This is a genomic window from Pseudomonas sp. NY15374, assembly GCF_048068255.1.
GTDB lineage: Bacteria > Pseudomonadota > Gammaproteobacteria > Pseudomonadales > Pseudomonadaceae > Aquipseudomonas > Aquipseudomonas machongensis.
Window position 1 is genome coordinate 292,553 of record NZ_JBLUPZ010000008.1, and the last position, 14,160, is coordinate 306,712.

The window sequence follows — 14,160 nt, forward strand, 5'->3', positions numbered from 1 at the left end:
GCTGCGATGTTCAACAAACTGAGCAAGATGGGCAAATGCATGGGGCAGGCCGCGCGCATGCTGGTCGGCATGCCCGACTACGACACCTACCTCGAGCATATGCAGGCCCATCACCCCGGCGAGCCGGTGATGAGCCGCAAGGCGTTCTTCCGCGAGCGCCAGGACGCACGCTACAACGGTGCCAGCGGACGTCCGACGCGTTGCTGCTGAATTGATTGCCGTGTAAAAGGGGCGCCACGCTTGTCGTGGCGCCCTTGTCATTTGTCGGGGCCACAGGCAAAGCTGACGCCGCGCCGCCCCCGCAACCGGAGTGACCATGCAACTCAAGCACAAGATCGTCACGCTCAGTGTCTTGCCGCTGATCGTGTCGGTGCTGTTCATCTGCATCCTGGTGTTCGCCCAGAGCCGCAAGCTCGAGGAGGACCAGGCGCGCCTGGTCGAAAGCAGCATCATGGCGGCGAAGAAGGCCGAGCTGAAGAACTACCTGGGCCTGGCCATGAGCTTGATCGCGCCGTTGTACGACAGCGGCGCCGACGATGACGACACCCGCCAGCGTGCCTTGCAGATCCTGTCGCGGGCCAGTTTCGGCCTGGACGGCTACTTCTTCGTCTACGATCGCCACGGCAAGAGCCTGATGCATCCGCGCCAGGCCGAACTGGTGGGCAAGGACCTCATCGGCATGACCGACAACAAGGGCCTGCTGGTGATCCAGGCGCTGCTCAAGAGCGCCGAACGCGGTGACGGCTACCAGCTTTATGACTGGCAGAAGCCCTCCACCGGGCAGTCCACCGGCAAACTGGCCTATGTGGTGATGCTCGAGCGCTGGGGCTGGATGCTCGGCACCGGTATCTACATCGACGATGTCGAGGTGGCCACGCTCAAGTCGCGTCAGGAGGTGGCCTCCGGCGTGCTGACCACGGTGCTGGCGATCGCGTCCTTCTCGTTGCTGGCGGTACTGGTCATCTTTGCCGGCGGGTTGATGCTCAATGTCAGCGAGCACCGCCTGGCCGACCGCAAGCTGTCGGCGCTCAACCAGCGTATCGTCGATCTGCAGGAGGAGGAGCGTTCGCGGGTGGCGCGCGAACTGCACGACGGCATCAGCCAGGAACTGGTGTCGATCAAGTTCCAGTTCGAGCTCGCCGCGATGGAGCTGGACAACGGCCGCGCCGGCGGCCTGGACAACCTGCGCAACGGCACCACTCGCCTGGCTTCGGCGATCGGTGAAGTGCGGCGGATCTCCCATGACCTGCGTCCCTCGCTGCTCGACACCCTGGGCCTTTCGCCGGCCATCGACCAGCATGTGCGCGACTTCGAGCAGCGCACTGGCATTCGTACCCAGTACGAGTGCGGGCTGACGGACATCGAGGTGGATGCCGAGCTTTCGCTGACGCTGTTCCGTATCATCCAGGAGGCGCTGGCCAATGTTGACCGCCACGCCAAGGCCAGTGTCGCGATCATTTCCATCTCTGCCCACGACGGGTTGCTGGTACTGCGCGTGGAGGACAACGGCATGGGCTTCGACCCGAGTGCGGCGTATGAAAGCCACGGCATTGGCCTGCGCAACCTGCGCGAGCGGGTCGAACATCACCGGGGCAGTTTCAGCATTGCGTCGTCTGCCGGGCGCACCGAGCTGCAGGTCCAGATACCCATGAACAATCCGAGGCTTGCATGAGCGAGACCACACCGATCCGCATTGCCCTGGTCGACGACCATGTGCTGGTACGTGACGGCGTCAAGGCACTGCTGGGCGCAATTGCCCATTTCCAGGTGGTCGGCCAGGCCGAATCCGGCGCCCAGGCGCTTGAGCTGGTGGCGTCGCTGGAGCTGGACATCCTGCTGGTGGATGTTGGCCTGCAGGACATGAACGGCCTGGAGCTGACCCGCCGCCTGTGTGGTTTGTACCCCGGCATCCGGGTGCTGATGCTGAGCATGTACGACAACCAGGAGTATGTGCGCACCTCGATCACGGCGGGGGCGAGGGGCTATGTGCTGAAGAACGCACCCTCCACCGAGCTGATAGCCGCGATCGAGGCAATTGCTGCGGGTGGCAGTTTCTACAGCCCGGAAATCGCCCGCAAGCTGGTCAGCAGCGGGCGCGACGAGAACGACCTGACCCCGCGTGAGCTACAGGTGCTGGCGATGATCGCCAGGGGTAGCAACAACAAGGAGATGGCCCGGGAGCTGGGCATCAGCGTGCGCACGGTGGAGACCTTCAGGCTGAGCATCCGGCGCAAGCTGAATATCGATACTCCGGCGGCACTGGTGAAGTACGCGCTGGAGCATGGGTTGGTGACGCTCTGAGACTGCCCTGTGGGAGCGGGTTTGCCCGCGAAGGGCTCACCCGCGAAGCGCCTGCTTACTTGAAGTCCCACTGCATCTGGGTCGCGATGCTCACGCCGCTGGAAGAGCGTACGCACACATCCAGGTAGTCGGTGAAGCGCGGCGGCACGGCAATGCCCTCATCGAGCAGGCGGCGGTTGTCGAACAGGTAGTTCAGGTCGGCAAAACCGCTGTACAGGCGCAGGGCCCGCAGGACCAGGCGCGGGTTGGCCGGGCCGATGCGCGACTCGAAGCTGGCGGCCAGCTCCTTGAGGTTGTCGACATCGATCTTGCGGTAGCGCTCGCCCACCGGCGCGGCACCATTGGCCAGGGCGAACGCCTTGTCGATCTCGGCGAAGGTACACGCCGAATCATGCCCGGCGGAGATGTGGTAGAGGTCGTGGCTCAGGCGCGGCTTGAGGGTCAGGCCGATCAGCGCCTCGGCGCAGTAGTCCACCGGAATCACGTCGATCTGTTCGTCGAGGCCACAGGTGAAGCTTTCCAGGGCGAAGCCCATGCGGAACACCCAGAAGATGCTGCCAGAGGCCTGGCAACCCAGGCTGCGGTGACCGACCACGATCGAGGGGCGTGCCACCACCAGCGGCAGGGCCGGCAGTTCCTCGCGCATGCGTCGTTCGATCTCGGCCTTGGAAGCGGTGTAGTCCACCAGTTGCTGTTCGGCGTCCGGGAACTCCCAGGACTCGCTGATCGGCGATTCACGCTCAGGGCCGCAGCACATGGCTGTGCCCACATGGAGGAAACGCTTGAGGCGTTTGGAGCGGCTCATCACCTCGGCGAAGGCGAAGGTGCCCTCGACGTTGACTGGCCAGATGGTCGGGTTCTTCGAGAACGACGCCACGGCAGCGCAGTTGATGACCCGATCGACGTCCAGCAGGCGCGGCGTTTCGCGCGCCAGCCAGGAGGTGTCGAGGAAGTCGCCGCAAATGATCTGCTCTGCGTTCAGCGCCAGGCATTCGGCATGGCTGACGCCATGCTGTTGCAGGTTGTCGCGCAGGCGCTCCAGCCCTTGCCCGGCGTTTTCGGCGCGGACCAGGAACACCAGTTGCGGGCCCTGGCCGTTGGCGATCAGCTGGGCGACGACCGACCCGCCGAGGAAGCCCGTGGCGCCGGTAATCAGGATGCGTTCGGGGATAGCGGTAAAGGTGATCGGTGCGTGCGTGTTCATACATTTCCTCAAGACGGGTAAGTCATCCGCAGTTCAATGTTAAGTGGCGACATCGAAACGTTGAAATGAACTTAAAGTCATCAGCAGGTTCGCGACATTCGTTGGGACTGACTTATTCGCCTTGAGAACTTGCCCGGATAGACAATCTCTGTTTAGCGCTGTGCCTATCCGTTCAAAGCTGAAAGTGGCGCAGCCATGCAGCGCAGCGCCGGCCGCCACTCGTTGCGGCGCAGGTCCGGGAGCGGGCCTGGCGAGCGGCGCGCCATTCTCCACGCTTTATGCCTGGGGGACGATGAATAGAAGGGGAGATTGGCCGGGTTTTCGATGAAACAAAGTTTAGAAAAGGGGCTGGCCGTGGGGAGTTTTAAATATATTTCATTCGCGCGGTAGTTAGGGTGGAGGTGAGGGTGTTGTTCTGTTCGCGGGCGTGCCTGCGAACAGAACAACACTGTTATTGAAGATCAGTTCAAACCCAACTTCCCGCGCAAGGTCGACAAGTCTTCGGCCAGGGTGTTGACCGGCCCGACCATGGCCTTGCGATCACGCTCTGCCACCTTGTCGTAGGACTGGAACCCGCCGTCCTGGGTCTTGTACTTGGCCAGCAGCTTGTTGACGGTGGCGAAGTTCTTGTCGACCTTGGCGACGAACGCGTTGTCCTGGGATTCCAGGTGGGTGCGGAACAGCTCGAAGATCTTCTGTGCCCCGTCGATGTTGCCCTGGAAGTCGTACAGGTCGGTGTGACTGTAGCGATCCTCCTCACCCGAAACCTTGGTCGCGGCCACTTCTTCGAGCAATGCTGCCGCACCGCCGACGACTTTTTCTGGCGGGAAGGTCAGGGTGGCAATACGGCCCTGCAGGTCTTTCACGTCAGCGATCAGCTTGTCGGCAATCGGGCCTTGGCCGTCGGTGGTGTTCTTGTCGAACAGCGCGTACTCCAGGCGATGGAAGCCGGTGAAGTCATCGGCCTCGACACCTTTTTCGTGATCGTCCACCCGCGAGTCGATGGCCGCGTCCAGGTCGCTGAACAGCTCGGCGATCGGCTCGACGGCTTCATAGTTGACCCGGGTCGTGGCATACAGCGCCTTGGCCTTGGCCAGGTCTCCCTTCTTCACTGCATGGGTGAACTGCTCGGTGTCGCTCACCAACTGGTCGACCTTCTCGGTGACATAGATCTTGTAGTCCGACACCGGCTGCACCAGGGTCAGCGGGTCAACCGCAGCATTGGCGAACAGCGGGGCAAGCGTGAGCAACAGGGCGAGGCGGGTCTTGTTCATGGCGATGTCCTGATCCGTTTCTGTGTCGTGTCATGCGGTTTTTGTGGGGGTGGCAGCGTCGAGCAGCGAACGACCAATGAAGTCGTGATCGTTCTTTACGCCGGGGAGGGCGAAGAAGTACCCGCCCCCGACCGGCTTGATGTATTCCTCCAGCGGCTCGCCGTTGAGGCGGTTCTGGACGGTGATGAAGCCCTTTTCCAGGTCGGCCTGATAGCAGATGAACAGCAGCCCCATATCCAGTTGCCCGTTCTTGTTCACGCCGCTGGAGTAGTTGAAAGGCCGGCGCAGGATCAGGTTGGGCTGGCTGGCCGCAGTGCGCGGATTGGCCAGGCGAATATGGGCGTCCAGACGGGTCAGCTTGCCTTCCGGGTCCTTGGTGTAATCAGGTACGTCGGTTTCGCGCTGGCCGTCCATGGGCGCGCCGCTGGCTTTCTTGCGGCCGAAGATCGACTCCTGCTCCTGCAATGGCGTGCGGTCCCAGCGCTCGACCAGATTGCGGATGATCCGCACCACCTGGTAGGTGCCATCGACCGCCCAGGCAGGTTCGTCGCCATGCTGTACCCAGACCAACCGGTTCATCAGTGCCGCGTCGCTGGAGTCGGGGTTGGCCGAGCCGTCACGAAAACCGAGGAAGTTGCGCGCACTCTGCTCGGGCTCCGCCGCCTTGCGCGGTGCCTGCTGCGGCACCGAGCCTTCCTGTTTCCAGCGTACGTAGAGCAGGTCAGGCAGGTTCTTGATGATGTCGCGCAGGGCGTGGATGTTGGTGTCCGGCGCGTTGGAGCAGAACTGCAACCCCAGGTCGCCATGGCAGCGCTCGGCCTCCAGCGCGTCGTTGGGGAAGCCGAGCATGCGGCTCAGGCGCTTGGGCTTGGCGCCGGTGAGGCCGAATCGCTCGTCGAACAGCGACTCGCCGACCGACACCGTGATGGTCAGGTTGTCCGGCGTGACGACCGGACCGAGGATGCCCGAGTCCGCTGGTGGAAGCTTCGGGTCGACCTGGGGGACCGGGCCGCCGGCCATCAGGAAGCGAATGCGCTGGTCCAGCGTGCGGAACAGGCGCTCGAGATCCTGCTTGTCCTGCGCCAGAACATCGAAGGCGACGAACATCCCGGCGGTAGGACGCGGTGTCACCACCCCCGGTTGATGTTCGCCGATCCAGGCGTTGCGCTCTTGCGTGCGGTCGCTGTGCGGGGCTTCGGTGACCTTGGCCGGTGAGGGAGCCGCCAGCGCGTTGCCGGTGGCCATGGCGACGCCTGCCACACCAAGGCCTGCCAGCAGGCGGCGGCGCTCTTGGGATTGCGGGGCGTTACGGGTATCGCGGTCTGTCATCTGAGGCTCGCTTGTCTTTACTGGTCGGCCAGGCCCAGGGCCTGATCGATGGCCGCGATCGCGTTGGCCAGTGCGTCGGCATCGGCTGCGATCTGCTGTTTCTGCGCCTGCGGCACCTGGTCGTAGGGCAGATAGCCCTCGGCGCCGTGCAGGGCTTGCAGGTGCTGCTCGAAGCGAGTCATGGCGCTATCGATTGTCGCCAACGGCTCAGAGCCGTTCCTGGCCAGCAAGGGGCGCAACAGATCGATCACTTTGCGCACACCTTCGAGGTTGGCGGCAAAACCCGGCAGGTCGAGGTGGCTGTAGCGTTCCTCTTCGCCACTGCTGCGGATCTGTGCAAGGTTGTGCAGGCTGCGCACCACCGCCTCGGTGAATTGCTGCGGCGCGATGGACTGGGCAAGCAGTTGCGTCTTGAGTTCGCCCAGGTCGAGCAGCAGCGTCTCTGCCACCGGCGCCAACCCCGCGGTGGTGCGCTGTTGGAACAGGCCGTACTCGATGCGATGCAAGCCTGTGAACGCCGGGTCCTGCTCACGCTGTTCGAAGTAATCGGCGCGAGCATTGATCCGGTTGTCCAGTTCAGCCAGACGCTGGCTGGCCGGGGCGATGCGCTGGTAGATCACCCGCGCTGCGCCATAGGCAGCTTGCGCCTGCTGCAGGTCGCCGGCCTGGATCGCATCCTTGAGCGCTTGGCCTGCCCGCACCAGGGCGCTGCCCTGGCTGGCCAGGTAGACGCGGTATTCGGACAGCGGCCCGATAAAGGCGGTCAGCGCGGGGCGCGCCTTGGCGGCCGCTTCGGAGGCGGCGGTCGGGGTGACGGTCAAGCTGCCGCGCGGGTTGCTGAGCAAGCCGCAGGTGATCGCGTAGCGACCCGGCTGCAGTGTGGCGTTGATCACCTGTGACAAGCCCGGCGCGATGTTCTCGCGCTCCTCGATCACCAGCACACCATCGAGAATCTCCCACTCGACGGCGCGTTGCGACTGGTTGACGATGCGGAAACTGTTCAGCCCGGCCGGGACGCTCAGGTCGTTCGGCTCGCAGGCGTGATCGCGGATGGTGATCAGCGTTTCATGTCCGGCGTTGGCCGCACGCCTGGCCTGGGCCTGGTGCGAGGCATAGAAGAACACCAGGCCCGCACCGACCATCAACAGGGCACTGCCGGCAACCGCCAGGCGCAGTACACGGGGGGAGGGGGGCTTGCCGGCGGCGCCGGTCTCGTGACTGGTCATGCTTACCCTTGTTTCTGTGCAGCGTGGGAAGAGGAAGGCTTGGCCGGTGCCGGCCAGAAGAACAGCACCAGCGCACCGACCAGATAGAGCAGGTAGGCCCCGAGGGTGCTCACGGTCGGGGTGTCCTGGTAACCGAACATCCCCGCCAGTACCGATCCGGTCGGGCCATCCATTGGCAGGCTGTGGCTGTTATCGAAGACCACCCCCTGCAGCGCATTCCAGACCCCGGCCTCGTGCAGCGCCTGCACCGAGTTGGCGAGGATGCCCGCCGCCACCACGAGGATGAACAGGCCTGTCCAGCGGAAGAACTGCGCCAGGTTCAGGCGCAGGCTGCCGGAGTACAGCGCCAACCCCACCAGGATCGCCACCACCAGCCCAAGCAGGGCGCCCAGCGGTGCTGCCGGGCCCTCGCTCTGCTGAAACACCGCCAACAGGAAGAACACCGTCTCCAGCCCCTCGCGAGCGACGGCGAAGAACACCATGGCGATCAGCGCCCAGGCCTGGTGCTTCGAACCCGCGAGCGCGGCATCAAGCGAGACGTGCAACGCGTGCTTGATCGAACGTGCCACTTTGCGCATCCACAGCACCATGGAGCTGAGGATCACCACCGCGACCAGCCCGACCAGCGCTTCGAAGAGTTCCTGCTGTTTCTGCGGGAACTCGCTGCTCATCAGCTCAAGGCCGGCGCCGACGAAGAGGGAAAGGGCTGCGGCGAGAAACACGCCGATCCACACGGCCGGCATCCACTGGCCACGGCCGGTCTGGCGCAGGTAGCTGGCGATGATGCCGACAATCAGCGCGGCTTCGATGCCCTCGCGGAGCATGATGAGGAAGGGAACTAGCATGATTCTCCCAGGATGGCTGAAGGCATCGACCCCAGGGCGAGGTCGCCGGGAAATCTACTTCAATGAGAATCATTAGCGCATGTGAATAATATTTTAACTTGTGCCATTTCCACCCTTGCCAGCCTCGGGAAAATGGGCTTTGCAACGGTGGAGTACAAATGTGCTCTGCTGCGATTACTGGGCTGAATGAAAGAACGCTCACGGCGGTTGACCATGTCCCTACCAGGAGGTAGGGTGCCGTTCATGAGCACTCAATCCACGACCTACTCCGACATTCTCCAGTGCGCCCGCACCCTGATCATCACGGGCGGGTACAACAGCTTCAGCTACGCCGACATCGCCGAGAGCGTCGGGATACGCAAAGCCAGCATCCATCACCATTTCCCCACCAAGGCGGACCTGGTGCGCGTTCTGGTCGCGCAATACCGCGAAGAGGCCAAGGCCGGCATGGCTGCCCTGGAGCGTTACTTTCCCGCCCCCGTCGACCAGCTCAAGGCCTATGTAGGCTATTGGCTGGAATGCGTCGGCGAGGCCAGCAAGGGCTATTGCGTGTGTGCCTTGCTCGCCACTCAGATACCGGTATTGCCTGCCGAAGTCGCCACTGAGGTGAGGGCGCATTTCCGCAGCCTCTCGGCCTGGATCACCACAGTGCTCGAGCGCGGCGCGCAGGTGGGCAGCCTGACCCTGTCCGATACCCCTCAGGCTGAAGCTGAGCGTTTCATGGCTGCCGTGCATGGCGCGATGTTGTCTGCCCGCGCCTATGGCGAGCCTGGCGTGTTCGGGCTTATCACGCAGCCGCTGATCGACAGGCTTGCCACACCGATTCCGCCCCCCGGAGCCTGAGCCATGCTGCCAAGCCCTCTGGAACAGCAATTGGAATTTCTGCGCCAGATCGACCAGTTGAAAAGCGTGCGTCGCCAATCACCGCTGCTGGATCAGAGCCGCAAGGAAAACTCCGCCGAACACTCCTGGCACCTGGCTATGTATGCGTTGATCCTCAATGAGCATGCCAGCGGGGCAGTGGACAGCAACCGCGTCATCCGCATGCTGCTGTTGCACGATATCGTGGAGATCGACGTCGGTGACTACCCCATTCATGGAGGCTCGTCCAGCCAGTTGCAGGCCGAGCAGGAAGCCGAGGCCGCCCAGCGGCTGTTTGGCCTGCTGCCGCAACCACAGGGCACGCAGATGCTGGAACTGTGGCAGGAGTTCGAGCAGGCCGAGACTGCAGATGCGTGTTTCGCCAAGGCGCTCGACCGTTTTCAGCCACTGCTGATCAACATCTTCACCGGCGGTGGCACCTGGTCCGAAAGCGGTGTATCGCGCCAGCAGGTCATCGAGCGCTACGGGCCGGTCATCCAGCGTGGCGCACCCGAGCTCTGGGCGCTCTGCGAGCGCTGGATCGCGCGGCATTTCGCGGGTGATGGACAACCCTGAGGTTTTCACGGTGAAAAGCCGCTGTGCGGGCGCAGCGGTTTTTTTTGCAGTCACATGCCTACCTACTAGTCGGTAGCAGACCATTCATAAAGACGGAGTCACAACCATGCCACACCCTGTGTCCACCCTCGGCGCCATCCATACCGCCGTCAGCGTGGCGACCTTCGTCGCCGGGCTCTACAGCTATGCGCGCCATCATCAGATCGAGCCCCGGGCGCCAGTTGCACGCGGCTACCTGCTCGGGATGCTGGTGTCGGTACTGACGGCGTTCGGCCTTTCCAGTACCGGCGGATTCAACGTCGGGCATGCGCTCGGCATCCTCGCGCTGCTGGTGGTCGGAGCGGCGCTGGTCATCCCCAAGCTCAGGCTGCTGGGGCGTGCGCGGCCCTACCTGGCGCAGCTGGCATTCGCATTCAGCTTCTTCCTGCTGCTGGTACCAGGGATCAACGAAACCCTGACGCGACTGCCAAGCGGCCAGCCATTGGCGGACGGCCCCGAGTCGCCGCTGGTGCGGGCTGCGTTGGCCGGATGGTTGGGGATTTTCGTGGTAGGCGCAGCGGTACAGGCCTGCTGGATCAGGTTGCAGCGCCGCAGGGCACCACCGCTCTGATCGCCGAGGCGACAGCGCAGCCACTGTAGCTGCGCTGTCACTAGCCGCTTACTGGAACCATTGCCACAGCAGCAGGGTGCCGACCAGCCCAACCACCGAGACGATGGTCTGCAGCACCGACCACACCCAGATCGTCTGCTTGAGTTGCAGCCCGAAGTACTCGCGGACCATCCAGAACCCGGCATCGTTGACATGGCAGAAGAACACCGAGCCGGCACCGATGGCCAGTGCCACCAGCGAACTCTGGGTGGTCGCCAGGCCCGCCATCAATGGCGCGAGAATACCGGCAGTGGTGGTGGTCGCAACGGTGGCCGAGCCTGTGGCCTGGCGCAGCGCCAACGCGATCAGCCAGGCCAACAGCACGTACGACAGGTGCGCGCCACCGGCCACCTTGCTGATCGTGTCGCTGATCCCGGCTTCGAGCAGGGTCTGTTTCAGCCCACCACCGGCTCCGATGGTCAACAACAGCACGGCGATCGGCGCCAGGCTCTTGCGCAGTACGCTGCCGACCTGGTCACGGGCCATACCGATCGACCAGCCCAGGCAGATCACCGCAGCGATCACCGCCAGCCCCAGGGCAATCAGCGGCTCACCGAGAAACTTGAGGGTCAGCGCCAGGGTGCTTTGCGGCGCCATGGCGACTTTGGCCAGCGTACTGCCCAGCATCAGCAGCACTGGCAGCAGGATAATCAGCAGCGATACGGCAAAGCTTGGCTTGCGCCGGGTCTCGACCTTGGCGGTGAACAGCGCACCCAGTTCCGCGGGTTCCTGCACATCCAGGCGTTTCGACAGCCAGATACCATAAAGCGGGCCGGCGAGGATCACCGCCGGCACGGCGATGCACAGGCCCAGCAACATGGTCATTCCCAGGTCTGCATGCAGGGCGCTGACTGCGATCAGCGGCCCCGGGTGGGGCGGCATCAACGCGTGCAGGGTGGTCATCCCGGCGAGCGCCGGGATCGCCACCTTGAGCAGCGGCTGCCCAGACTGACGGGCGATGACGAAGATCACCGGCACCATCAGCACCAGGCCGACTTCGAAGAACAGCGGCAAGCCAATGACCATCGCCACCAGCGCCATCACCCAGGGCAGCGCCTTGCCCCGGGCATGGCGTAACAGCGTCGAGGCAATACGATCAGCGGCCCCGGACTCGGCCATCAGCGCGCCGAGCATCGCGCCCAGGGCAATGATGATCCCGGCCTCGCCCAGCAGACTGCCAGCGCCTTTGCCGAACGCCTTGGCCACCTCCTCTGGCGGCAGGGCCGCGCCCAGGCCCGCCACGAAGGTACCGATCAGGATCGACAGGAAGGGCGGCAACTTGGTGACGCTGATCAGCACGATGATGGTGGTGATGGCCGCCAGGCAACAGAGCACCAGGCGGGTGTCGTGGGCAAGCCACGCGGCATGTGAAATATCCAACGGAAACCCCTTCTTGTAATGTCTTGTTACGTCTCTTGAAGGAATATACCGGATGGATTCATATAGACGACTAGCTGATCCCGTTTTTCAGGGTTGCAAGACATGAAAGTTTTTTCAGAAACCGCGTAACCCTGCATCGTCCTCGCAAACCTGCTAAAACTGGCCGCCGCGCGCCACGCGCAGCCCACCCTAGGAGAGAGTCATGATCAAGACCGGCGATTCACTGCCTGATATCACGCTGTACGCCTACAGCAACGGGGAGGGCGCCTGCGCGATCGGCCCGAACGCGTTTTCCATCCGCGAGCGCTGCCAGCAGCGCAAACTGGTGATTTTCGCCTTGCCCGGCGCCTTCACACCTACCTGTTCCGAACATCACGTCCCCGGCTATGTCGCTGCGGCCGACGCGTTTTCCGCGGCGGGTATCGACGAAATCCTCTGCGTTTCCGTCAACGATGCCTTCGTCATGAATGCCTGGGGCAGCAGCCTGCAGGTGGGTGATGCGGTGAAGATGATTGGCGACGGCAATGGCGAATTCGCCAAAGCACTGGGCTTGAGCCAGGATCTGTCGGCTCGCGGCATGGGCCATCGTTCCCAGCGTTACGCGATGCTGGTCGAAGATGGCGTGGTCAGGCACCTCGCGGTCGAGGCGCCCGGCAAGTTCGAGGTCAGCGATGCGCAGAGCATGTTGAAGTGGGTTCAACAGTTATAGGGCCAGGTAGCGTTCAGCCTTTTTCATATGGCAGGCCCTCAGGGCAGGCCATACGCAGCAACTTGCGAAACTTCGGGCAGACCAGGTGCGACGGCGCTGGGCATTCGGCGACGTGTCGCAGCAAGCTGCTGAGCGCAGTCATCCTGCGGACCTGGCGGTCGAGCTCATCGGCGCGCTGGTGCAGAGCCGGGCGGGGCAGGTCCGGCTTGCGGTCCTTGCCGAACATGCCCTTGATCTCCTCCAGCGAAAAGCCGGCGGCCTTGCCCAGCGAAATCAGGGCAAGTTGCAGCAGGGTGTCTTCGCTGTACTGGCGACGCAGCCCACTGCGGCCAACGGACTGGATCAGCCCGACTTCCTCGTAGTAGCGCAGGGCAGAGGTCGTCACACCGCTGCTTTTCGCCAGCTCACCGATATCGACGATTTTCATGCTTGACTTCAAGTTGACTTGAAGTTGCATCGTAGGCCATCGCCTTTCGATCAACAAGAAGTCAACCATGAACGATGAACCAGTTACAAAGATGAACAAGCCTGTACTGGCCGCGCTGGCAGGCTCGATCCTGCTGGCCTCGCTCGGGGTCAGCATCGCCACGGTAACGCTCGCGAGCCTGGCGCGGGTGTTTTCGGTCAGCGTGCAGCAGGTGCAATGGGTCGTGCTGGCCTACTTGCTGGCTTCGACGGCAGCCATCGTCGTGGCGGGGCGGATGGGCGATCTGTATGGCAGTCGCCGCGTACTGCTCATCGGCCTTGCGGTGTTCACCGTGGCCTCCGGAGCCTGTGCCCTGGCCCCAGGGCTGGATTGGCTGATTGTTGCGCGGGCAGTCCAGGGGCTGGGCGCGGCGGTGCTGATGGCCCTGCCGCTGTCCATCGCCAAGGGCCTGGTGGCCAAGGAGCGCCTGGGTACGGCAATGGGCCTGCTCGGAACGATGTCAGCCATCGGCACAGCGCTGGGGCCCTCCCTGGGCGGCGTGTTGATTGGCGCCTTCGGTTGGCGTGCTGCATTCGTTCTGTTGTTGCTGTGCGGCGCCGGCATGCTGGTGCTGACATTGACCGGCATACCCCGAACCAAGATCCCCAGTGCACGCATTACGCGGTCCTCAGCCCGCCCGTTGATACCGCTGGCCGTAGTACGCAGGCCGGGGTTGGCCACGTCGCTGGCAATGAACATTCTGGCAGGCGCGGTGATGATGTCCACGCTGGTGGTGGGCCCGTTTTTCCTTTCGTTCGGCTTGGGGCTTAGCGATGCGCAGATGGGGATGGTGATGGCTGCCGGGCCGATCGGCGCGGCAGTCTCAGGTGTTCCCGCCGGGCGCGTGGTTGATCGGTTCGGAACCCGTCGAACCCTGCTCGGCGGCCTGCTGGTCGCCAGCGCAGGGCTGGTGTGTTTCGCCGTGCTGCCCAGGCTTATCGGCGTCGCAGGTTATGTACTGGCTTTGGTGTTGGTCACACCGGGATTCCAACTGTTCCTCGCAGCCAACAACACCGCCGTGATGGCCAATGCCACGGAGGAATACCGGGGCCTGCTGTCAGGGCTGCTCGGTCTGTCGCGCAACCTGGGCTTGATGACCGGCGCCGCCGCGCTGCCGCTGTTGTTTGCCTGCCTGCTCGGAACTCATGGCCTGGCCAACAGTTCGGCGCAGGTCATTGGCACAGCCTTCTCCATCACCTTCCTGTCGGCAGCGGGCCTGTGTGTGTTTGCCGTCGCGCTTGCGCTGCTGGGTAAGCCCCACCGCGGGCCCGATTCGCCCTCAGTCGCGCCAACCGGGCAACACAACCGGTCACACGCCAAACACCCCCCGGCACCCCCGA

At 63.6% G+C, this 14,160-nt stretch carries 15 protein-coding genes; 8 read left to right on the forward strand and 7 right to left on the reverse strand.

What is annotated here, in order from left to right; genetic code table 11:
* Positions 1 to 6 precede the first annotated feature (6 nt).
* From ACNFHO_RS18530 to ACNFHO_RS18540, 3 genes are all read left to right on the forward strand, one after another.
* Positions 7 to 210 carry a YbdD/YjiX family protein gene (locus ACNFHO_RS18530; RefSeq protein WP_372822781.1) on the forward strand — a complete coding sequence of 68 codons (204 nt, stop codon included), beginning with the start codon at positions 7 to 9 and terminating at the stop codon, positions 208 to 210.
* Between the two features lie 106 nt (positions 211 to 316).
* Positions 317 to 1,672, forward strand: a complete 1,356-nt coding sequence (locus ACNFHO_RS18535; protein WP_197889708.1) for a cache domain-containing protein — start codon at positions 317 to 319, stop codon at positions 1,670 to 1,672.
* Positions 1,669 to 2,301, forward strand: coding sequence for a response regulator (locus ACNFHO_RS18540; protein WP_063544901.1), 633 nt, complete (start codon positions 1,669 to 1,671; stop codon positions 2,299 to 2,301). Before ACNFHO_RS18535 ends, ACNFHO_RS18540 begins: the two co-directional genes overlap by 4 nt.
* 55 nt (positions 2,302 to 2,356) lie before the next feature.
* Here ACNFHO_RS18540 and cprA read toward each other — a convergent pair whose 3' ends face one another.
* The 5 genes from cprA to efeU form a co-directional block, all read right to left on the reverse strand.
* Entirely contained in the window at positions 2,357 to 3,505 is a 1,149-nt protein-coding gene (gene cprA / locus ACNFHO_RS18545) for a cationic peptide resistance protein CprA (protein WP_416767038.1), read from the reverse strand.
* Positions 3,506 to 3,966: 461 nt separating this feature from the next.
* Complete coding sequence (efeO, locus tag ACNFHO_RS18550) at positions 3,967 to 4,779, reverse strand: iron uptake system protein EfeO (protein WP_416767039.1); 813 nt, start codon at positions 4,777 to 4,779, stop codon at positions 3,967 to 3,969.
* A gap of 30 nt (positions 4,780 to 4,809) precedes the next feature.
* A complete protein-coding gene (gene efeB, locus ACNFHO_RS18555) occupies positions 4,810 to 6,108 on the reverse strand; it encodes an iron uptake transporter deferrochelatase/peroxidase subunit (RefSeq protein ID WP_416767040.1) in 1,299 nt (432 codons plus the stop codon).
* A gap of 17 nt (positions 6,109 to 6,125) precedes the next feature.
* A complete protein-coding gene (gene efeO / locus ACNFHO_RS18560) occupies positions 6,126 to 7,334 on the reverse strand; it encodes an iron uptake system protein EfeO (RefSeq protein ID WP_416767041.1) in 1,209 nt (402 codons plus the stop codon).
* Positions 7,335 to 7,336: 2 nt separating this feature from the next.
* Positions 7,337 to 8,179 (reverse strand): iron uptake transporter permease EfeU, encoded by an 843-nt coding sequence (gene efeU / locus ACNFHO_RS18565; protein WP_416767042.1) that lies wholly within the window; start codon positions 8,177 to 8,179, stop codon positions 7,337 to 7,339.
* Between the two features lie 243 nt (positions 8,180 to 8,422).
* On the opposite strand from efeU, the gene ACNFHO_RS18570 reads away from it, so the two are divergent.
* The 3 genes from ACNFHO_RS18570 (at position 8,423) to ACNFHO_RS18580 (ending at position 10,226) form a co-directional block, all read left to right on the forward strand.
* A complete protein-coding gene (locus ACNFHO_RS18570) occupies positions 8,423 to 9,022 on the forward strand; it encodes a TetR/AcrR family transcriptional regulator (RefSeq protein WP_416767043.1) in 600 nt (199 codons plus the stop codon).
* 3 nt (positions 9,023 to 9,025) lie between these two features.
* Positions 9,026 to 9,616, forward strand: a complete 591-nt coding sequence (locus tag ACNFHO_RS18575) for an HD domain-containing protein (protein WP_416767044.1) — start codon at positions 9,026 to 9,028, stop codon at positions 9,614 to 9,616.
* Positions 9,617 to 9,722: 106 nt separating this feature from the next.
* A complete protein-coding gene (locus ACNFHO_RS18580) occupies positions 9,723 to 10,226 on the forward strand; it encodes a hypothetical protein (protein WP_112898257.1) in 504 nt (167 codons plus the stop codon).
* 48 nt (positions 10,227 to 10,274) lie between these two features.
* On the opposite strand, the gene ACNFHO_RS18585 is transcribed toward ACNFHO_RS18580, so the two are convergent.
* Positions 10,275 to 11,645 (reverse strand): gluconate:H+ symporter, encoded by a 1,371-nt coding sequence (locus ACNFHO_RS18585; protein ID WP_416767045.1) that lies wholly within the window; start codon positions 11,643 to 11,645, stop codon positions 10,275 to 10,277.
* Positions 11,646 to 11,847: 202 nt separating this feature from the next.
* Between ACNFHO_RS18585 and ACNFHO_RS18590 the strand changes: the two genes are divergently transcribed.
* Positions 11,848 to 12,354 carry a peroxiredoxin gene (locus tag ACNFHO_RS18590; RefSeq protein WP_416767046.1) on the forward strand — a complete coding sequence of 169 codons (507 nt, stop codon included), beginning with the start codon at positions 11,848 to 11,850 and terminating at the stop codon, positions 12,352 to 12,354.
* 13 nt (positions 12,355 to 12,367) lie between these two features.
* Here the strand turns inward: ACNFHO_RS18590 and ACNFHO_RS18595 are convergent, their stop codons facing one another.
* Positions 12,368 to 12,781: a helix-turn-helix domain-containing protein gene (locus tag ACNFHO_RS18595; RefSeq protein ID WP_054893463.1), complete on the reverse strand. Its 414-nt coding sequence runs from the start codon at positions 12,779 to 12,781 to the stop codon at positions 12,368 to 12,370.
* Between the two features lie 67 nt (positions 12,782 to 12,848).
* Here ACNFHO_RS18595 and ACNFHO_RS18600 point away from each other — a divergent pair.
* Positions 12,849 to 14,160 (forward strand): MFS transporter (locus tag ACNFHO_RS18600; protein ID WP_416767047.1); only part of this gene is annotated, 1,312 nt, incomplete at its 3' end.